This window comes from Bacillus sp. ABP14 (assembly GCF_001831375.1).
GTDB lineage: Bacteria > Bacillota > Bacilli > Bacillales > Bacillaceae_G > Bacillus_A > Bacillus_A paranthracis.
The window spans coordinates 2391988-2413356 of record NZ_CP017016.1; the positions used below are offsets into that span (position 1 = coordinate 2391988).

16 protein-coding genes and 2 pseudogenes are annotated in these 21369 nt (G+C 31.4%); 16 read left to right on the forward strand and 2 right to left on the reverse strand.

Annotated features, from left to right (window positions below):
• Positions 1-42 precede the first annotated feature (42 nt).
• The 3 genes from BGI23_RS12395 (at position 43) to BGI23_RS12405 (ending at position 4261) form a co-directional block, all read left to right on the forward strand.
• A complete protein-coding gene (locus BGI23_RS12395; protein WP_070806079.1) occupies positions 43-891 on the forward strand; it encodes a GNAT family N-acetyltransferase in 849 nt (282 codons plus the stop codon).
• Positions 892-999: 108 nt separating this feature from the next.
• A complete protein-coding gene (locus tag BGI23_RS12400) occupies positions 1000-1374 on the forward strand; it encodes a hypothetical protein (protein WP_070806080.1) in 375 nt (124 codons plus the stop codon).
• 205 nt (positions 1375-1579) lie between these two features.
• Positions 1580-4261: an immunoglobulin-like domain-containing protein gene (locus BGI23_RS12405; RefSeq protein ID WP_070806081.1), complete on the forward strand. Its 2682-nt coding sequence runs from the start codon at positions 1580-1582 to the stop codon at positions 4259-4261.
• A gap of 410 nt (positions 4262-4671) precedes the next feature.
• Here BGI23_RS12405 and BGI23_RS12410 read toward each other — a convergent pair whose 3' ends face one another.
• Positions 4672-5898 (reverse strand): AraC family transcriptional regulator, encoded by a 1227-nt coding sequence (locus BGI23_RS12410; protein ID WP_070806082.1) that lies wholly within the window; start codon positions 5896-5898, stop codon positions 4672-4674.
• A gap of 571 nt (positions 5899-6469) precedes the next feature.
• Here BGI23_RS12410 and BGI23_RS12415 point away from each other — a divergent pair.
• The 9 genes and pseudogenes from BGI23_RS12415 (at position 6470) to BGI23_RS12455 (ending at position 16015) form a co-directional block, all read left to right on the forward strand.
• Positions 6470-8131, forward strand: a complete 1662-nt coding sequence (locus BGI23_RS12415; RefSeq protein WP_070806083.1) for an LPXTG cell wall anchor domain-containing protein — start codon at positions 6470-6472, stop codon at positions 8129-8131.
• Positions 8132-8223: 92 nt separating this feature from the next.
• Positions 8224-9027 (forward strand): class C sortase, encoded by an 804-nt coding sequence (locus tag BGI23_RS12420; protein WP_080489158.1) that lies wholly within the window; start codon positions 8224-8226, stop codon positions 9025-9027.
• Positions 9028-9166: 139 nt separating this feature from the next.
• Complete coding sequence (locus BGI23_RS12425) at positions 9167-11119, forward strand: SpaA isopeptide-forming pilin-related protein (protein WP_070806085.1); 1953 nt, start codon at positions 9167-9169, stop codon at positions 11117-11119.
• A 185-nt stretch (positions 11120-11304) separates the two neighbouring features.
• Complete coding sequence (locus BGI23_RS12430; RefSeq protein ID WP_048554525.1) at positions 11305-11865, forward strand: class I SAM-dependent methyltransferase; 561 nt, start codon at positions 11305-11307, stop codon at positions 11863-11865.
• Between the two features lie 270 nt (positions 11866-12135).
• On the forward strand, positions 12136-12615 hold the full coding sequence (locus BGI23_RS12435) for an SRPBCC family protein (protein ID WP_070806086.1): 480 nt from the start codon (positions 12136-12138) through the stop codon (positions 12613-12615).
• 216 nt (positions 12616-12831) lie between these two features.
• Positions 12832-13137: a PadR family transcriptional regulator gene (locus BGI23_RS12440; RefSeq protein WP_001992369.1), complete on the forward strand. Its 306-nt coding sequence runs from the start codon at positions 12832-12834 to the stop codon at positions 13135-13137.
• Positions 13134-13646 (forward strand): annotated as a pseudogene (locus BGI23_RS12445) (hypothetical protein). The gene BGI23_RS12440 and the pseudogene BGI23_RS12445 overlap by 4 nt, the downstream one beginning before the upstream one ends.
• Positions 13646-15100 (forward strand): serine hydrolase domain-containing protein, encoded by a 1455-nt coding sequence (locus tag BGI23_RS12450; RefSeq protein WP_070806087.1) that lies wholly within the window; start codon positions 13646-13648, stop codon positions 15098-15100. The pseudogene BGI23_RS12445 and the gene BGI23_RS12450 overlap by 1 nt, the downstream one beginning before the upstream one ends.
• Positions 15101-15205: 105 nt before the next feature.
• A pseudogene (locus tag BGI23_RS12455) lies at positions 15206-16015 on the forward strand (MerR family transcriptional regulator).
• Between the two features lie 91 nt (positions 16016-16106).
• Here the strand turns inward: BGI23_RS12455 and BGI23_RS12460 are convergent.
• Positions 16107-17333 (reverse strand): MFS transporter, encoded by a 1227-nt coding sequence (locus BGI23_RS12460; protein WP_070806088.1) that lies wholly within the window; start codon positions 17331-17333, stop codon positions 16107-16109.
• 438 nt (positions 17334-17771) lie between these two features.
• Between BGI23_RS12460 and BGI23_RS12465 the strand changes: the two genes are divergently transcribed.
• The 4 genes from BGI23_RS12465 (at position 17772) to BGI23_RS12480 (ending at position 21306) form a co-directional block, all read left to right on the forward strand.
• Positions 17772-18635 (forward strand): serine/threonine-protein kinase, encoded by an 864-nt coding sequence (locus BGI23_RS12465; protein WP_070806089.1) that lies wholly within the window; start codon positions 17772-17774, stop codon positions 18633-18635.
• A gap of 52 nt (positions 18636-18687) precedes the next feature.
• Positions 18688-19440: a class I SAM-dependent methyltransferase gene (locus BGI23_RS12470; protein WP_070806090.1), complete on the forward strand. Its 753-nt coding sequence runs from the start codon at positions 18688-18690 to the stop codon at positions 19438-19440.
• Positions 19441-19645: 205 nt separating this feature from the next.
• Positions 19646-20440, forward strand: a complete 795-nt coding sequence (locus tag BGI23_RS12475) for a VOC family protein (RefSeq protein ID WP_070806091.1) — start codon at positions 19646-19648, stop codon at positions 20438-20440.
• A gap of 116 nt (positions 20441-20556) precedes the next feature.
• The gene (locus BGI23_RS12480) at positions 20557-21306 is read left to right on the forward strand and encodes an aminoglycoside phosphotransferase family protein (RefSeq protein WP_070806092.1); all 750 of its coding nucleotides are present in this window, start codon (positions 20557-20559) and stop codon (positions 21304-21306) included.
• Positions 21307-21369 lie beyond the last annotated feature (63 nt).

Below are 21369 nucleotides of genomic sequence, written 5' to 3' on the forward strand. Positions count from 1 at the left end.
TGAATGTTAAGTTTAACACGAGTAAGTGGGGGATAATTTTATATGATTCAATACAAAAGATGCAGTGAAGTAAGTATAGATGTAGTATATGAAGCTTTTAGAGATGGTTTTTCAGATTACATTATTAAAATGGAAGTTTCAAAAGAAGATTTTATAAAAAGATTTTTTGGAGCTGAAGGGAATTCACTAAAACATTCCTTTGTTGTTTTAGACGATAACAAATCTGTTGGTGTAATACTTGGCGGGATAAAGGATTACGAAAACATAAAAACAATGCGCTGTGGAACATTAGCTGTTCATCCTAATTACCGTGGTATGGGTGTGAGTCAAAAGTTATTTGAACTGCATAAAGAAGAGGCACTTCAAAATGAGTGTAAGCAACTTTTCCTTGAAGTCATTGTAGGAAACGATCGAGCGATTCATTTTTATAAGAAACTAGGCTATGAAAAAGTGTACGATCTATCTTATTATAATTTAAAAGATATGACTAAAATAATAAATAAAGAGTGTAAGGGAATTGAAGTGAAACAATTAGATTTTTCATCGTTTAAACTTGAAATTCAGAAATGGTTGCACTTCCATATAAATTGGCAAAATGATATGGATTATATCGAAAAAACAAATAATACATTTTACGGGGCATATGTCGATAATGATTTAAAGGGTTCTATATGTGTAAATGAGCAAGGTAAAATTAGTTTTCTTTTTGTAGACAAAGACTATAGAAATCATGGTATTGGATCAAGATTATTACAACTGGCAAGAGAAAACTTAAATGTATCAAGTTTATCAATTGGGTTTCCAAACAACAATTTACTAGAAGGATTTTTAAAGAAAACTGGATTTGAAAAGAATTCGTTAGCACAATATGAAATGTATGTATTGCTGTAAAAAGTGGAAGGAGTTATTCTTTCGCTTTTTATTTTTGTACTATATTGATATTTTACTTTGTATAATATTCTATTTTTTTGTAGAATAGATAGGATGGGAGGGGATGGAATGAATAATGGATTAAAAGTTAAGATTTTTGAATTGCATTGTTTCGTTCAAAAGACTTATTCTGATATTAAAATAGCATGTGATATTGCTATTTATCAAGAAAACACTTCTAAATATTTAATTTCATTAGGATTTCTAAATAAATCATATATGACTTATTTAGAAGCAAAAAGATTTTATCGTGAAAATGAAGAACTCATAAGTGTAGAATTTGATAATTTCTTTCATACATATGATAAATTAGAACAGGAATTAAAACTAGTTATTTCAACTGAAGATAAAAATCCTTTATTACTACATAGTAGTTTTGATCAGTTTCAGCAGAAAGTTGAAAATATAAATGACCTAATAAAAGTAATGCAAAATGCTCGTTAAAGAATGTTTTTTCTTTTTATATAGAAACTATGCATTAAAAATATATTAGGGATATTACATATTGAATGGATGACTTTTGTTGGTTACAGAAGTCATCTTTTTATAATACGGTTTTGCGTAAAGTGTTGTAATTTTATTTTTCTATTTTTGATAGAAATACATTTAAGTAGTTTCATATTTTAGAAAATAATACGAGGAAAATAACATGAATAATAAAAAAGAAATAGCTATAGTTGCTTTAACAACAGGATTGGCCTTAACAACTGTGACACCATATGGAGTAGGTTATGCAGAGGAAAAGGGTCAAATGCAAGTTGAAATTCAAGAGGATTCGTTCCGTACAGGTGAACTTACACAACCATCACAAAAGACGCCTGAGAATGTAGTGAAAGATGCACTTAAGGAAAAGACGGAGCATGCTTTGTCTCCAAAACAAGTGAGTGGAGACGAAGGGGTAAATTACGAAGTTGTTCAAAAACGTGGTTCTTATGATGGGACTACACTCGTGCGTATGCAACAAATATATGAAGGTAAAGAAGTATACGGACACCAATTGACTGCTCATGTAGATAAAAAGGGTATTATTAAAAGTGTTTCAGGAGAAAGTGCACAAAATTTAACACAAGAAAATTTAAAGAATCCAATTAATTTATCAAAAGAAGATGCAAAACAAGTTATTTATACGAAGTACGGGAACGATATTAAATTTATTTCTGATCCAGAAGTCAAGGAAGTTATTTTTGTAAATGAAGATAATGGCCAGGCTAGCAATGCATATCAAGTTACATTTGCTGCTGCAACACCAAACTATGTATCTGGAACTTATTTAGTGAATGCTAATAATGGTGATATGTTGAAAAATATGGTGCAAGAGTCAGATTTAAAAGTAAGTGAAGAGCATGTTGAAGCTATTCAGGAGAGTAAAAAAAGCAATTTTAAATCATTAACCGGAACTGGAAAAGATGATTTAGGTATAACTCGTACATTCGGTATTTCTGAACAAAGTAACGGGAAATATGCGCTTGCTGATTACACAAGGGGGCAAGGAATTGAAACGTACGATGTAAATTATAGGGATATTACTTTTGAAGATAAATATTATCCTGGTATATTAGCAATTAGCACATCAACAACATTTAATGATCCAAAAGCGGTAAGTGCTCATTTCTTAGCAACAAACGTATATGATTTTTATAAAGACAAATATAAGCGTAATAGTTTTGATAATAAAGGGAAAAAAGTAGTTTCAGTTGTACATGCATGGGATTCTGGAGAAACAAATGATCCTAAAAATTGGGCAAATGCATTTAGTGCTAATATTAACAATGTTAGTATGCTTATATATGGTGATCCAATGGTTAGAGCGTTTGACATAGCGGGGCATGAATTTACACATGCGGTTACATCTAGCGAATCTAATCTTGAATTCTTTGGGGAATCGGGGGCAATTAATGAAGCATTATCTGATATTATGGGAACGGCTATTGAAAAATATATAAATAATGGGGAATTTAATTGGACAATAGGAGAACAAAGTGGATCCGTTCTCCGTAATATGAAAAATCCATCTTCAGTCAAATTTTTTGATGGAGTACCATATCCAGATGATTATAGTAAATTTAGTGATTTAAACGGAGAAGATAATAAGGGCGTTCATTTTAACTCAAGTATTATAAATAAAGTCGCGTATTTAATTGCACAAGGTGGCACTCAAAACGATGTAACTGTAAATGGTATTGGTGAAGATAAAATGTTTGATATTTTCTATTATGCAAATACTGATGAATTGAATATGACTTCTAATTTCTCTGAATTAAGATTAGCGTGTCTTAAAGTTGCAACGAACAAATATGGTGCGAATTCAATTGAGGTTGAAGCGGTTCAAAAAGCATTTGATGCAGCGAAAATTAAAGGAACAGTGAAAGAAAATGAAAAAACTGAGGCAAATCAAGTCCCAGAGTTAACAGTACCACCAACAATTACACTACGTGTCGGTGATAAATTTGATCCAATGAGCAATATAAAAGCTATTGATAAAGAAGATGGTGATTTAACAAATCGAGTAGAACATAAAGGTGATGTAAATACTTCTAAACCAGGCAAATACATTGTGGATTACTCTGTTGTTGATTCTCAAGGTGGGAAAGCAACGGCAACACAGACTGTAATTGTAGAGGGAAATGGAGAAACATCAGATTTAAACCCTACATTAACAGTTCCTGTTGCAGCGACAATTACTGTAGGAGATTCATTCGATCCAATGGTAAAAGTAAAAGCTATTGATAAAGAAGACGGCGATCTTACTTCTAAAGTAAAAGTTGAGGGTGAAGTAGATACCTCTAAAGCCGGTACTTACGTAGTAACGTACACAGTGACAGATTCTCAAGGCCATGAAGTAACTGCGAAACAAACTGTAACGGTCAAAGTTAGAGAAGAAGTTGAAAATGAATTACCAATACTAAAAGTACCTGCTACAACTACAATCACTAAGGGAGAAAAATTTGACCCAATGGTAGGAGTATCAGCTACTGATAAAGAGGATGGTGACCTTACCTCTAAAGTAGCGTATGAAGGAACTATAGATACCTCTAAACCTGGTACACTCGAAATAATATATAGTGTCAGAGATTCTGCAGGTAATGAGGTAAAAACAATACAAAAAATATTTGTGAAAGATAAAGACACTAGCAAAGATAATGGTCTTGTTAATAACACTAATAACAGTAATATGCAGAACAACAGTAACTCCGATAAAAAAGAATCTACAGATAGAGAGCTTCCTCATACGGGTGCAAGTACAACTAACAGTGCAGCAATGGGCATATGGCTGGTTATTGCTGGTACAGTACTCACCTTCGTTCGCAAATTTAGAAAGATACAAAAATAATAGTAGGGATTATTTGTTGGATGAAAAGAGTTCATTATCCAAAAGAAATAAAGTAGAAAATAATTAAAACACAATAAGGAAGTCTGCCTTAGGCGTAAATTATGTGATGGGTACCGATGAATGAATGTCACTAACCGAAAAAAGTTTAGGTTTATTCTCGCACAATAATTATTTGATGGATTTTTTACTTAATAAGATTTTAGTAGTTAAGTGGTGTATTTGGCTGCTTTTCTGTTTGCGAAATTACATGACCTATAAAAACACGTTACTATTCTCAATCAAATAAAAGAATAGTAACGTGTTTTTTGATTTATAAATAGCCTAAACTCAAAAGGTCATGAATGTGGGAGTAATTCAAATCTTTCATTGATAAGTTACTGAAAACACTTTGTTTTAATGGAAGATTCACTCTAAATGACAACATGAGATTGTCGGTATTTACCAGGTGTTTCATTGGTGAATTTTTTAAAAATTTTAGTGAAATAGCTTTGATCACTAAAATTAAGCGAAGCACATATGTCTGATAAGGGATAGGTTGTAAAAGTTAATAATTTCTTCGCTTCTTCAATTCGTTCACGTTGAATGTACTCAATTAATGATATACCGACTTCTTTTTTGAATAATATAGATAAATAATCTGAATTCACATTTGCAAATTTAGCAATTTGTTTAACAGATATTTGATTGTAAATATTTTTGAAAATGTAGTTTTTACAAATAGAAATAGTCTTTGAATGTTGCTGTACTTTTTGTACTTTTACACGGTCTGCAAAAGCACAGAAAACATTTCTTAATAAATCCCAAATAGATTCTGTGTCTTTTAAATCTTCTGTCTTTTGAATGTATAGATCGTAAATCTTGTAAGCAATCCCGGAAGGAAGCCCTCCTTTTATAGCATATCTAGTAGCAAGTGTGATGGATGAAATACAAATGTTTTTATGACGTCTTAATTGATGAAATGAAGATAAAGATGAAAGAGTCTCTTGTTGGAACTCGTAATAATATTTGAGTACGGTTTCTTTATCCCCGTTTTCTATAGCTCCAAGTAGTTGTTGCTCTATATACAAGTTATGACAAATAGATTCGTCTTTTTGCATTGAAAAATATATATCTTCGCTTAAGATTCTGCTATGACTTATATGAAATGAGTCACTGTTATTTGAAAAGGTACTTACATCTGAATTTTTTTTATAGAGAATGTTATAGAATAATATTGCTATATTTACAAAGAAATTTTGATCTTTGATTGAAAATGAAAAATAATGGTTAATTGTTTTTTTATAATTAGCAATAAAATTAAGGTCACTATCCGTTTTACTTGTAGAAAAATTTACATGTGTTAAGGGCCCAATAATAACAGTACCGTTCACCATGTAATCACTTTTTATGTGAATTAAAATAAAGTGCCCTAAATGATGGTGAGTTCTGAAGATTGGGAAATTATATGAATCATTTTTCTGTAAAAGCACATGTAACTGCTCTATGTTTGGTGCATACCACGAATGTGAATCATTTTTTGATGTAAACTCTATAAGAATATTTTTGTTACAATCTAAAAAACAAACTGGAATTTCAAAAGATTGGAAAAACATATTGCAAATATACTCTATCTCGACTAGACTGAGCTTTTTAGTCATATTCTTCCTCCTTACAGTTGTGCGTAATAGTTGAATGATTACATATTCCTTTTTTCAAAAGTAGAAACGGAAAAACTTTATCTATAAAAATTATAAACTTCTAAGAATAATACCATAATTTAACATGAATAGCACATATTATTTGAATATACAGGTAATAGTTTTAAAGAGTAACGTAAAATATGACTCGTCACACTTATTTGCTTGTTATTGCTTATATGTATCAAAAAATGATTTAGATTGAATTTTAAATAGGGATAGGAAGGGAGAGATTAATGGATTGACGCAAAGTATTTAATGAAATTTAGCGATGAAAGTTAATATGTAACGATTTTTGAAGTAGGGATATAAGTGTAATTTATGGGAGAGAACTACATTTATCATACGGAGAGACAACGTAATAATAGAAAAGAAGAAGAGTAAATAAGTGATTGTAAACAATGGATTGTTGGTCGGCTATGTTTTATGTTATTTGTTTAGATCTGATACTTGGCACACTATTGCTTTCAAGAAGGTAATAGTAATTAAGAGATTTTTAAAATGATAGAAGTAGTAAAGGGGGATAAGAGAAATGAAAAAAATATTTAGTGTGCTTTTAATGTTTTTCTTAACATTTTCTACATGGTCTAGTGTATTGGTAAAGGCAGCGTCACCATCCAAAGGTACTTTAACCATTCATAAATATGAACAAGAAAAAGATGGAGCACCAGGACTAGAAGGTGACGGCTTTGCAAATCAAGAGGTGCCAACAAATGCGAAACCGTTAAAAGGTGTAACGTTTGAAGTGAAAAGGGTTGCATCGTTTGAAAAAATTTCAAACGATGGGAAAATCGTAAAAGAAGATGTGAAACCTGTAATGGGAGCAACTCCAACTCAAGTAGTAACAGATGATAATGGACAAGCTGTATTAAAAGAACTTCCGCTAGGGCGTTATGAAGTGAAGGAAGTGGCAGGACCTTCACATGTTAACCTAAATCCAAATACGTATACAGTGGATATTCCATTAACGAATAAAGAGGGTAAGGTGCTAAACTATGATGTTCATATGTATCCGAAAAATGAGATTAAACGTGGTGCAGTTGATTTAATAAAAACTGGTGCAAATGAAAAAGCGTTAGCAGGTGCAGTATTCTCTTTATTTAAAAAAGATGGTACGGAAGTGAAAAAAGAGTTAGTAACAGATGGTAATGGGCATATTCGCGTGCAAGGATTAGAGTATGGGGAATACTATTTCCAAGAGACAAAAGCACCGAAAGGGTATGTAATAGATCCGACTAAACGCGAGTTTTTTATAAAGAACTCCGGAACTATTAACGAAGATGGAACAATTACTTCTGGTACAGTAGTTAAAGTAGAAGTGAAAAACTATGAAGAACCCACTATTGGTAAAAAGATTAACGGAAATTTGGAAGCGCTGCCAATTAATCCTTTAACTAATTACAATTATGATATTAAAATAATAATCCCAGAAGACATTAAAGAATACAGAAAATATGTAGTAACAGATACTTTGGACAATCGTTTAGTGATTCAAGGAAAACCAATCGTTAAAATTGATGGAGCGGAAGTAAATGCAAGCATTGTTGAGGTAGCTGTAGAAGGGCAAAAAATTACAGCTACAGTAAAAGATTTCACACAATTAGATGGTAAAAAAGAATTCCATTTGCAAATTAAATCACAAGTAAAAGAAGGCGTACCATCTGGTTCGGAAATTTTAAATATAGCAAAAATTGATTTTATAAATAAAAATGATGTAATTGGAGAAAAGGAATCTAAACCTGTAGTTGTTGTTCCGACAACTGGAATAATTGAGTTAACAAAAATTGATGGTGCTAATAAAAAGAAATTAAAAGGTGCAGAGTTTGTACTTAAAGATAAAAATGGGAAAATAGTTGTTGTAGCAGGAAAAGAAGTCACTGGTGTATCAGATGAAAATGGTGTTATTAAATGGACTAACATTCCGTATGGAGACTATCAAATTTTTGAAACGAAAGCACCAACATATACAAAAGAAGATGGTACAACAGCTTCTTATCAATTATTAAAAGACCCGATTGATGTAAAAATTAGCGAAAATAATCAAACGGTTAAATTAACGATAGAAAATAATAAAAGTGGATGGATGCTTCCAGTAACGGGTGGTATAGGAACGACTCTTTTTACTGTAATAGGTCTTGTGTTAATGGTTACAGCAGCATTTGTTTTCTTTAGAAAAAAGTTTGCTAATAATTAAGGTTTTAGGAACATGTAACCATGTGATTTGAAAAGGGGAGAAGCAAAATGCTTCCCTCTTTTCGATATTTTAGTATATGCAGAGGTGGAAATATGAAACGAAATCTTGTTTTAGGTGGTATTTTTTTATTTGGATTAGGTATTTTTTTATATCCTACTATTAGTAATTGGTTGGCGACTCGTGCACATTATTCTGAGGTTAGCTCTTACGATAAGAAGATTAAAGCACTACAAAAGAAAGAACTCGAACGAAGAGAAAAAGAAGCAGCCGAATATAATAAACAAGTTCAAACTTCCGTGAAAACATTTGCAGATCCATTTTCTGAAGAAAAAAGTAATCATCAAGCGTATGCCGATGCCTTAAATTTAGGTGATGTAATGGGGTATATTGAAATATCGAAAATTAATATAAAACTACCAATCTATCAAGGGACCTCTGAGGAAGTATTAAGTCGCGGGGTAGGTCATTTAGATTATTCTTCGCTCCCGGTAGGTGGAGAAAATACGCACACTATTTTAACAGGGCATCGTGGTTTACCATCAGCAAAATTATTTACAGATTTAGATAAGTTGAGTGAAGGAGACCGTTTTTATATTCACTCTTTAGACAAAGTTCTTGCCTATAAAGTAGATCAAATTAAAATAGTTTTACCACACGAAACGGACGATCTACAAATTGTAGAAAATAAAGATTATACAACATTAATTACATGCACGCCTTATGGAGTAAACACCAATAGATTGCTAGTTCGGGGTGAGCGTGTAGAGTTCGACCAGGAAGAAAAACAAGGAATGAGTACAGAGGTATCTATGTTTAATAAGTGGACGGTAATAGTTCCAATCCTATTGTTATGTATGCTTCTGGTCGTAATTTATAAGAAAAAAATAATTAGATAGAATGTATTTATCCCGCATTAATGAATAGTGTATCCAAAAATTTAGGGAAAAGCAAAAAAGGTATATAGGGAAGAATCACTAATAAAAGTGCACTTTATTCGACTGTAGAAAAAATACGGTAAAGGTGGGAACAAAGGAATTGAGGCTACTATTAAAACTGGTAAGTATTCATTTTATGGTTTTGTTAATGTTATGTGTAAGTTTTGTCGTCTATGTACCAAAAGAAGCATATGGATCCACGATAAATTTAGAAGGTCTAGGTGATATATCGCGTTATAATGCTGTTGTCTTTGGTAACCATAAAGCAGTAGGTGGCGATATTGAAGGAGCAATCGCAGTTCAAGGTGATATGGATGCATCAGGTTATACGATTGTAGGTGCTGCAGCAGGAACATCTAATATAGTAGGTGAAAAATGGAGTGATGAGGGATATCCATCCTTGTTATTGTCTGGAAAATTCAAAAAATCAAGAGAGGAATCTTTTATCATTCAAAACGGAATAGTCGTAATGACAAAAGAGAGTGATCCAGATAGTATTATACAATCTTCTTATGATCGTATCGCTTATAAAGAAAAACTAGAAATTGACGCGAAATTTAATAAATTTCGCAACATAGTCAAGCAAGTCGGTAAAAATGCAGGTCAATATAAAACGAATATCCCCATTCCAAATATGAGTTATGGTATTGGAAAAGATATAAACAATCCTAATATTTATGTTTCATCAGAATTGACCGGGAAAATCAATTTAGATATAAGAGATGTATTTTTACCCAATGCTAAGGGTAAAGATTTTATTGTTATGTATTCGGATGCAATAGAAGTTACATTTAAAAATGGATCCATTCTATATGACACGAACAATATTGGAAGGGCTACGGATATAGTTCCTACATCTCAACCCTATTCTCCTAATTCACCGTTTACTGAGCTATACGGGAAAGTGATTTGGGTTTTTCCTAATGCGAAAAAAATCACAACAGAGGGATATGGTGTTGTTGGGAGTGTGTTTGCTCCAAATGCTGTATTAGAAACAAAAGGCGGCTCAATTAATGGACAAGCATTTGTCAGTACGGTACTACAAACTGGTGGATTTGAATTTCACAATTTCAAATTTAACTGGCAACAATGGAACAAGCCTAGTACAGGAAAAGTAAAAATAAAAAAAGTTGATAGTAATAATGATAATGAAAAATTGCTCGGAGCAAAGTTTCATATTACAGATTTAAATAAAAAAGTAGTTGGGGAGTTAGTAACAGATGAAAAAGGAGAAGCGATATCAAAAGAATTACCAATAGGTAACTATACCTTAGTGGAAGTAGAAGCACCAAAAGGTTACGAATTATTAAAAGATAAAATAGCTGTAAAAATAGAAAAAGATGTAGTAGTAGAAATTAAAATAGCAAATAAGAAATTACCAGATCCGATGGGGAAAATGAAGTTAGTGAAAGTAGATACGAGCGATAAAAATAAACAGCTAGCAGGAGCAAAATTTCATATTGAAGATTCAAATAAAAAAGTAGTTGGGGAGTTAGTAACAGATGAAAAAGGAGAAGCGATATCAAAAGATTTGCCAATAGGTAACTATACCTTAGTGGAAGTAGAAGCACCAAGAGGTTACGAATTATTAAAAGATAAAATAGCTGTAAAAATAGAAAAAGATGTAGTAGTAGAAATTAAAATAGCAAATAAGAAATTACCAGATCCGACTGGGCAAATTGAAATTGAGAAAGTCGATGATAAGGACATTAATTTAAAACTAAAAGGTGCTGTATTTCAAGTCTTAGATAAAGAAGGTAAAGAAGTTAGTAGATTAACAACGGATGAAAAAGGAAAGGTGATTTCCGACCAATTAGCACTTGGAAAGTATACGATTCAAGAAATAAAAGCACCAAACGGATATATGTTACTTAGAGATCCAATAGAAATAGAAATTATAGAAGAGGTAAGGACACAAAAACTAACAGTGAAAAATGTGAAAAATAATTGGGTAATCCCTAACACTGGTGGCAGTGGAACAACAAGTTTTTACGTGATTGGTTTTATGTTAATGTTTGTTGTTTTATGTTTATGTAAGAAAAATCGTATATAAATTGTATAAAAATAGTTGTATTTCATGAACTGATTCTATAAAGTTAGAAAATCGTTTTGTTAGACGAATTTCAGGCATGAGTTCGGTATTGTACTGTACTCATGCTATTAAATTGGTTGAAGAAGGAAAGATAATACTAAACATATAATATATTAATAAATTAATATGTTTATGAGGTGAAAGTGTTGGCAATAAAACAAGACGAAATTAAAGTAGTAGTCGGAGCTGGAGAGTTTAATAATAATCCAGGCTGGATTCAAACGCAAGAAGATGAACTTAACCTACTAGATAAAGCTACGTGGGAAGAAAGATTTGAATACAACTCTATTTCAGCTATTTTAGCAGAGCATATATGGGAACATCTTACTTTTGAAGAAGGTGTAAAAGCAGCTGAAATTTGTTATGAATTTTTAAAGCCAGCAGGGCACATTCGGTGCGGTGTTCCTGATGCATTTTTCCGAGATGAAGCGTACCAAAATATAGTTCAAATAGGCGGACCTGGCCCGAAAGATCATCCTGCAGCAAGTCATAAAATTGTTCATAATTATAAAACATTAACGAAAATGTTTGAAACTGCTGGATTTGAGGTGGTTTTACTTGAATATTGTGATGAAAATGGTCAGTTTTATTACAATGAATGGGATGCAAACGACGGTGTGATTTTTCGCTCGAAAAGATATGATTCTAGAAATAAAGGCGATAAACTTGGTTTTCCGTCTTTAATTGTTGATGCGATTAAGAGGTAAATCATTCAACAAAAGCAGGAGTTAATTTTATAATTTCATGAGTCGCAAATGCGGCTCTTTTTATTTGTGCGTAAGTCTATATTTAATAGAGAAACGTACATACATGATAATTAATTCTCACGATTATATAACTCGATTTAGAAAATATTTAAGTTTTTCTCATCACCATTAACTTTAAATTAATACTTCATTGACATAAAGATTTATTTTATATTTATATTCGTGTAAAATGAAATAAGAACATACATTCTATAAAAGGGGGCAATCAATATGATAGCTGAAATTGGAAAACTAACTAATGGATATATTGTAAAATTTGAACGCGAATTTCCATATACAATAGAGGAAGTTTGGTCTGCTTTAACAGAGACCAGTAAGCTGAAAAAATGGATGTCTAATTTACAGGTTGAAAGCCTTAAAACAGGTGGAGTCATAAAGTTTGATATGATGGATGGTTCATTCATAAATATTGATATTTTAGAATGTCAATTAAACTCAGTACTTGAATTTACTTGGGGTAAAGATCGTGTCCGATTTGAAATACATAAAGAGGAAAATGGTTCTCTTTTACTTCTTAAAGAATACATTCATGAATTAACTGATCATACACCGAAAGATATAGCAGGTTGGCATATTTGTTTAGATCTTTTTTCTGCCGTTCTAGAAGGAGAAGAAAAAGAATTTTCTAAAGATGAATGGCAACAATGGTTTGAAATATATAAAGATAAGGTTCTTGAATTAAGAGGATAATAACGTTAAAGGTTATATTAATTATGTAATTATTATATTATAAAAGTGATTATTAAGATTAAAAATGGTTGGTAAGTGGTATTTGTTGTTTTTGTTAATTTTTTGTTTTATTGTCTGTTTTTTTGCATTTAACAGAAATATATACTTGAATGAAGTATATATTTCTGTTAAATTTATCCTATGGATAGAACGAGTTTAATTAAAGGGCATTTAGAAATGTGTGTATTATCTATTTTGTCGAAAAAGAAAAGTTATGGTTATGAGATTATGAAAGAACTTGAAGTATACAATTTAAAATTGAAAGGAGTAGGAAGTATTTACCCCATTTTAACTAAGCTGAAAAATCAAGAGTGGGTTAATACTTATCAAGAAGTAACAGACAGTGGTAAAGTTAGAATTTATTATGAAATTAATGAAAACGGTAAAATACGTCTTGAGAAGAAAATTAATGAGTGGTTAGAATTGCAATCGGATATTCAAACATTATTAAAAAGCGGTTTGAAAGGAGACCTTCTGAAATGAGGAATAGATTGATAGGTAAAGAAAAGCAATTTTTAACAGACGTACTAAAGGAATTAAAGCAATACGATATTAGTTTAGAAGAAAGGGAAAATATTAAGCGACAAATATTAGAACATATTCAAGAATGTCGTGAACATGGTGAAGACAGTATAGATGATTTAGGTACCCCTCAATTATTTGTTTAAGATTTTATAGAAATAAATGAAATTGATTTACAAGTTAAAATGAAACAATTTCAAAATGAAAAAGGAAAATACAACACATTTGTCTTACGTGGCATATTCATCGCATTTATTACTTACCTCATCTCGCAAACTACATTTTCAATATTTTTAACTGAATCATTTAACCAACCTAATAGTAAAGATATATTTGATTATAATATTTTATATCGTATATCAGAGAATCAATGGTGGAACTCATTATTAATAATGAGTAGTTTTACAATCTCTGTAGTAGTATTTATTAGTTTAGTAAATTATAAAAAAAGAAAGCTATCTAAAGTATAATGAAGAAAACTATCTATAAATTATTCCAAATATGTATTCTTTGTAATGTATTAGTATTATGTATCGTTCATCCAAAAGTGTATGCTCAGCACAATATTAAAGCTACTTTAGATAAGTATATTGAAGAATTTATAAATGAACAGAATATTCCAGGAGTTGCTGTTGCAATTGTACATAATAAAGAAGTATTCTTCACAAAAACGATGGGGGTTACTGGAGAATCTGAAAAAAAGGTAACTAGTAAAACACCATTTGCAATCGGCTCAATAAGTAAATCTTTAACAGCTTTAGCTATAGTGAAATTAATAGAAGATAAAAAAATAAAATTAGAGGATCCAGTTCAACGATATCTCCCCTGGTTTAAACTAAAAGATGCTCAAATATCCTCAACTATAACAATCCAACATCTACTAACTCATACAAGCGGAATCAACACATATGAAGGCTTAGCATTATCAGATAAGCAATCTAAAAGTTCTACAGCATTAAAAGAAAATGTAATGAAACTTTCAAATGTAAAAGTAACTGCTTCACCAGGTGAAAAATATCAATATAGTAATGCAAATTATATTGTTTTAGGCGCACTTATTGAAGAAGTCACAAATGAAACATATTCATCATATATGGAAAAGTATATTTTTCAGCCGTTAAATATGAATGGCGCGGCAGCAAGTAAAGAAACTGCATATGAAAAAGGCTATTTAACAGGTTATCAGTCGTGGTTTGGCATACCAAGAAAAAGTGTAGTGTTCTATGATAATGCCGGGGCACCATATGGTTATATTACCGCGAATTTGGAAGATATGATTCAATTCATTATGTTTTTGAATCGCCAAGAAAATCCTCAATTTTTAAAGCAAGAAAACATGGATCTTTATCTTTCACCACTTTATCAAATAAATTCAGAAAAAAGTTATGGTTTTGGATTAAGAACAACAAATATAAATGAAAGCGAAACGATGATTTGGCATTCAGGATCAACGCCCGATGCTCGTGCAGAAATATTTACTTTAAATAAAAGTGGCTGGAGTGGTGTGATTTTAACAAATAAAAATCATGTATTAGAAGAAACCGCACTATCAGAATTGAAAAAGGGGATTATTAGTATTTTGAATGGAGAAGAACTGATTGATATCTCTAAAAACATACCATTAACACAAATTATTTTGTTGATAGTTACACTTATACTTTTCGTAATATCAATTATGTTAATTAAAAAGTATAAACATGTGAAAACTGTAAAAAAGGTAATTTGGTTATTCATAGGGAGTCTATTCCTACTATTATCTATTATTTTTATCCCACTGCTTACTTATAGTACGAGTTCACCATGGCGTACGATTAAAATATTTGCGGCAGATGTAGGTTTATTTACAAGTATTATAGTAATTTTATTAGCTGTGAACGGATTATTATCAATCTTTATAGGCATAAGACGGTATAAGGATAAATAATTAAAGAAATATAATTCAAGTGTTATAAACAGTTGACTCTCACACAATGTCATTGTTTAAGATAAAGTTGAGCTTCAAAGTAGATGTAACTTATAGGAGGAAATCATGTTTAAAATAGGGGATTTTTCGAAACTATCTTCCATTAGTATACGTATGTTGAGACACTACGATAAAGTTGAATTATTACAACCAATAAAAGTTGATGAGCAGAGTGGATACCGATACTATTCAGCAGCCCAATTAAAGAAAGTAAATCAAATTCAAACGTTAAAAAATATGGGATTTAATATCGCTACCATTAAAGAAATAATAGAATGCGATAATATAGATGGTATTAAGGAGCAGTTTTTAAATCGTAGTGCTCAAATTAAAAAAGACATGATTAACCTCAAAAAACAATTACGTCTCCTCGAAGACTCAATGAAAACGATGAGAGAGGATGTTGTTGAGATGAATTATCATGTTTCAATAAAAGAAATTCCAGAAAGAACTGTAGCTAGTGTTAGAAAGATTATTCCATCGTATAATTGCGAAGGTGATTTATGGAGTATATTAATGTAAGAAATTCAAATGGAGAATATTAGTATTGACCATCCGAGTTATAGTATTGCGGTTTTCCATGATCGTGAATACAAAGAAAATGATGTAGATATAGAAATACAGCTAAGTATTCTAGGAAAGCACGAAAATACAAAAGACGTTACATTTAAAAATGTGGAATCAGCTAATGTAGCTTCTATAACAGTTAATGGAAGTTATGAACAGATGACAGCTGTAAATGAAGCTGCGGCAAAATGGATTGAGACAGAAGGTTACGAATTAGCAGGCCCGATGTTTAATATTTATCATGTGAGCCCAGCAATGGAATCAGATCCTAATAAGTGGGTTACAGAAGTTTGTTATCCAGTTAAATGATGATAAAGAAAAAAGGCATTATAATATGCCTTTTTCCTTTATAAACTTATCCGTAATTGCAATTAACCAATCATAATTATCTTTCCTACTATTATAATTTTCGTATCGGACTATATAAAGCAATAAAGACTTCAATTAATTTAGTAAAAGCAGCTAAAGCAAATACAAAGACAGGATTATAAGCTGAAATAATACCTCCTACTAATGCCCCGAGTGGCATAGCTAATCGTGTAAGTACACGTGAAAATCCTATAACTCTTCCTTGCATATTTGATGGAACTGTTTCCTGACGAATTGTGGCTACAATTGTATTCCATGCAATATTACAAGTCATTGCAACACCGAAAGCAATTCCGGGAGCGAGCCAATATGTGCTCCAAAGCGCAAAAGTTAAGCCAATTGTCCCAACAAATAAGAGTAAGGGAATTAGTATGCCGCGCTGTAACCTCTTTTCTAAAGGAACTGCAATCAAGCTTCCTAAAAGACCACCTATTCCAATTAATGAATAATTCACCCCACTTTGTTCTGGGGTAAGTTGTAATGTGGATAATAAATAATACATGAATACACCTAAAACCGCACTTGCTCCAAAGTTTCCTATCATAGCTTGAAAAGATAAAGCTAAATTTAAGCGATCATTTTTGAGCCATGTAAATCCATTAACCAAATCAGATAGTACATTTTGAAGTGTATTTTTATCTTCACATTTTTTATTTGTGGTTTTCATAGACGGTAATAACATCACAGCAACTAATGTTGCAATAAATGAAAGAACATTAATCCAAAGCAACTGAAAGCCGCCAATAAAAGAAATGAAAACTCCAGCTATCATTGGACCAAATAAACTAGCTAATTGATTGACCATTTGATAGAAAGAATTGGCTTTCGTTAAGGATGCTCCGGCAATTTGCGGAATGACTGTAACAGTTGTTACATCAAAAAGCATGGACATAACTGCTAACATAAAAGTAATTATGTATAAATGCCAGATTTCTAATAGATGTAATGAATGTAGTATTGGAACAAGACTTACTAAAATAATATTAGTAATATCCGCTACCAAAAGTAACTTTTTTCGATCATAACGATCAATTATTACACCAACTAAAGGGCCAAATAAAACGATTGGCAATACGTTAATAGCAAATAAAGAACTCATAATTACAGCTGAACCGGTTAATTGATAGGCAATCCAAGGCAACGCAAATGTGTATAGTGAATCCCCAATTCTTGAAATGAGTAAACCGAAAATAAAAATCTTGTATTCTTTAGAGAAAGTTGTCTTTACGGTAAGTCTTTGTTCTTGTTTAAGTTTCACACTATTTATACCACCTTTATTATAGAGGAATTTGAAAATCATCCGTCCTATACTTGTTATATATAGAATTCTGTAATTTTTCGGTGAATCCTACTTTTCAGATATATTTTAACGAGAAAATGAAGAATGTAAAAACAGTTTGTACTGTTTTAGATAGTATGTGTGGTTGGGGGGAGATGTAGATTATACATATAAATAAACTATAAAAATATTATGTAAACTGATTATGTGTATGAAATATATTTTCCTTATAATTTGTATTTTATAATATATAATAGAAATTAAGAAGATTTTGGTAGTTGTTGAATAAAGGGAATTTAGTTGAAAGGAGTGATGTTTTATGAACAAACAAAAGACAATAAAAAATGAGGTAAAAATAATTTGAGTATGCGTAGTATACCTCTATAAACTACGTTTGCTCAAAGCTAGGAGCAATTCATGATAAATATTAAAATTGGAAAAAATCAATACCCTATAACATTGGCTGAGGATCATAATTTTGATTGGCTAAAGGATGTAGAAGTGTTTACTGTTTTTGATCAGCAAGATTCAGGGAATATTAGTTTTGGTATTATTGAAAATGGAAAACGTTATTTTTTGAAGTATGCTGGTGCACGCAATTTAGAGTACAAAGGTAATATAGAGGATGCAATCCAGCGATTAATGAAAGCAAAAGAAGTGTATGAACAAATTCAACATCCTTTACTAATTCCATATATTAATTCCATTCCAATGCAAAATGGATTTTGTTTAAAGTTTCATTGGATTGATGGGGAGTGCATGCACAACCATTGGGACTTTACGCCGTTTGAAAAGCACCATTCACCAAATTCACCTTTTGTAAAGTTAAGACAATTATCCGTGACGGAGAGACTTAACATATTGACACAAATTTTAGAGTTTGCAACTTACGTGGAGTCATTAGAATATGTCATGGTTGATTTTTATGACGGTAGTATTTTATATAATTTTGAACAATCAAAACTGACGATTTGTGATATTGATTTCTTTCAAAAAACACCTGTATTCAATGAAATTGGGGAGGATTTTTGGGGAACAACTCGCTTTAAAGCACCGGAGGAATATGAACTGCATGCACAAATTACAAGCGAAACGAATGTGTATGTGTTAGCCGGAATTGCTTTTGCTTTTATCGGCGGAAAAAATGATAAAAGCTATGAAAAATGGGAAAGCACACAAGAATTATATAATATATGTAAAAAAGCGCTGTATAAAGAAAAAAGTAAAAGATATCGCACTGTTCAAGCGTTTTATGAAGCTTGGCTTACAAATATAGAATAAATAATCAATGTTCATTTTAATTTATATGTATCAACAAAGGGGAACACATAAAATGAACGAATTAGAATACAAAAACTTTTATGATAAAGTAGGAAGATTAAATGGATGGGATTTTAGTAAAATAAAATGTGAAACTGTAGGAGATTCATGGGACTTTTATAGAGAGGTAAAAGAAAGATGCAAGCCATCACATGTTTTACTAGATGTTGGTACAGGCGGAGGAGAAAATGTACTTCATATAGCATCTTCGGCTAAATTTTTAGTTGGGATAGATAATTCTAACGGTATGATTGAAAAAGCACATTCCAATTTGAGAAAATCAGATGTACAAAATATTGAGTTTCTTCAAATGGATTCTGAAGCTTTAACGTTTCCACATGCGCATTTTGATATTGTTTCTAGTTGTCACGCGCCATTTATAGCATCCGAATTAGCAACAGTAATGAAAAAAGGTGCTTTGTTTTTAACGCAACAAGTTAGCGAACATGATAAATTGAACCTGAAAGAGGCTTTTGGAAGAGGACAATGCTTAGACGAAAGAGATGGAACTCTAAAAGAAAAGTATATGGGTGAACTTATAAATGCAGGATTTGAACTCGTGCAAGTACGTGAATATGATGTTACTGATTATTATAGCACTCCTGAAGATCTCATTTTCTTATTAAAACATACACCTATTATTCCTAGATTTGGAGAAGAAGAAGAGGATTTTACTATTTTACAAAACTTTATCGATGCAAATAGTTCTAAAAAAGGGATTCGTACGAATTCAAAAAGGTTTATGATTATTGCTGTTAAATTATAATGTGTTTTAATGTAAAAGTTGCTTTTCATATAAGGAAAGGCAGCTTTTTGTATGGAAACAATACTATATTAACAATGAAAGAAGGTAACATATTCATACTAAAGTTGTAGGGTTTATTTGAAAAATCAATCCTTCCGTTTGATTTTATCTATTTATAATTGTAATACAATACGAATAGATAATAAGAAACAAGGGGGAATGTAACGTGATTACACATATATCAGATATAAAATTACAAACGGTTTCCATAGAAGGGGTAAAACAAGTATATAAGGACATATTATCTTTTCCAATAAAAAAAGAAACGGCATCTTTTATTCAATTTGAAGTAACACCATACACAACAATTAGTTTTCAAGAAGTATACGAACCAATCGCACCTGCGCATTTCGCTTTTGAGATTCCATATTCAAAATTTCATGAAACAGCAAGGTGGTTAAAGGATTCTGGATTACTCATTGTGAAATGGAAAAATGGAAATGTAATTGGTGAAGAGAATGGTTTATTCAATGTATACTTTAAAGACGGTGATGGAAACCTACTCGAAATCATCGCACATAGTTATGTTAAAGAAGATGTATTAGTACCGTATTCCCCTTTAAACATTTTATATGTTAGGGAAATCGGACTTCCCGTTAAAAGTGTACCTGTATTTACGGAATGGTTGAAATCAAATCTAAATATGAAAACGATGGAAGATGGGGATATTTTCAACTTTGTTATAGGTGGCACAGCATATATTGTTGCAACTTGGTGGCAGCGACCTTGGATCCCGATTGAGATGAAAGCTTTACCACCGAAAGTGCATGTTTCTTTCGGAACATCAGATCCTGCATTTTTACAGCAAATCCAAATTAACTTTAAGAGAAATTGTGTACCATTTCAATGTAAACATAATGAAGTATCATTTATTGAGCAAGGATATGCATTTTCAATAGTGCATACACCACATTTTCCTTCGAATATTCCTAGTAAATTAAACTTACCACTTTCTATTTAAGGATGGAAAGTGGTAAGTTTTTTGTATTTTCATGGAGAAGGGTTTTAGCTTTATTACACTGAATTTATAAAGGAGTATAAGGTGCTAGCTTATTTTACTGTAAGGAGAGAAATGAATTGAATTTAGAAAATCCGATAGCAAAAGGGAACACAGCGGAAATTTATCTATATGATAATAAGATTATGAAATTATTTAAAGATTACCTCCCAAATACAGAGTCTATGAATGAAGCAAAAAAACAAAAATATGCGTATTCATGCGGGCTATCAGTTCCAAACGTATTTGAAGTGACTAAGATACAAAATAGACAGGCAATTATTATGGAATACGTAAAAGGGGACAGTATAGGTGATCTCCTGCTTAATAATCTAAATGAGGCAGAGTATTATATAAATATTTGTGTGAATGAACAAAAAAAGATTCACGCTATACGTGTGAATACGGGTGAAATGGAAGCAATGGAGGAAAGGTTAGAGCGTCAAATTAAATCTGTACATAAATTGGATGAAAAACAAAAGGAAAATATATTGAATAAGTTACATTCAATCAAATTTGATTCTAGATTATGCCATGGCGATTTCCATCCATTTAATCTAATTTTAAGTGAAAAGAATGTAAGTATTATAGACTGGGTAGATGCTTGTTCAGGTGATATTCGTGCAGATGTGTTTCGTACATATTTATTATATGCGCAGTCTCATATAGAATTAGCAGAAATGTATTTACAAATATATTGCCGTAATACCGACCTAACAAGAGGGGAGATCTTTCAATGGGCTCCTATTATAACTGCAGCTAGATTTTCTGAGAAGGTATCTCCGCAAAATGAAGTGGATTTAAACACATTATTGAATCAGTATTTATAAGTAATACAACAAAAGTTGTCTAGTAGCTAATTAATAAATACTGTTGTTTAACTACAAGGGAAC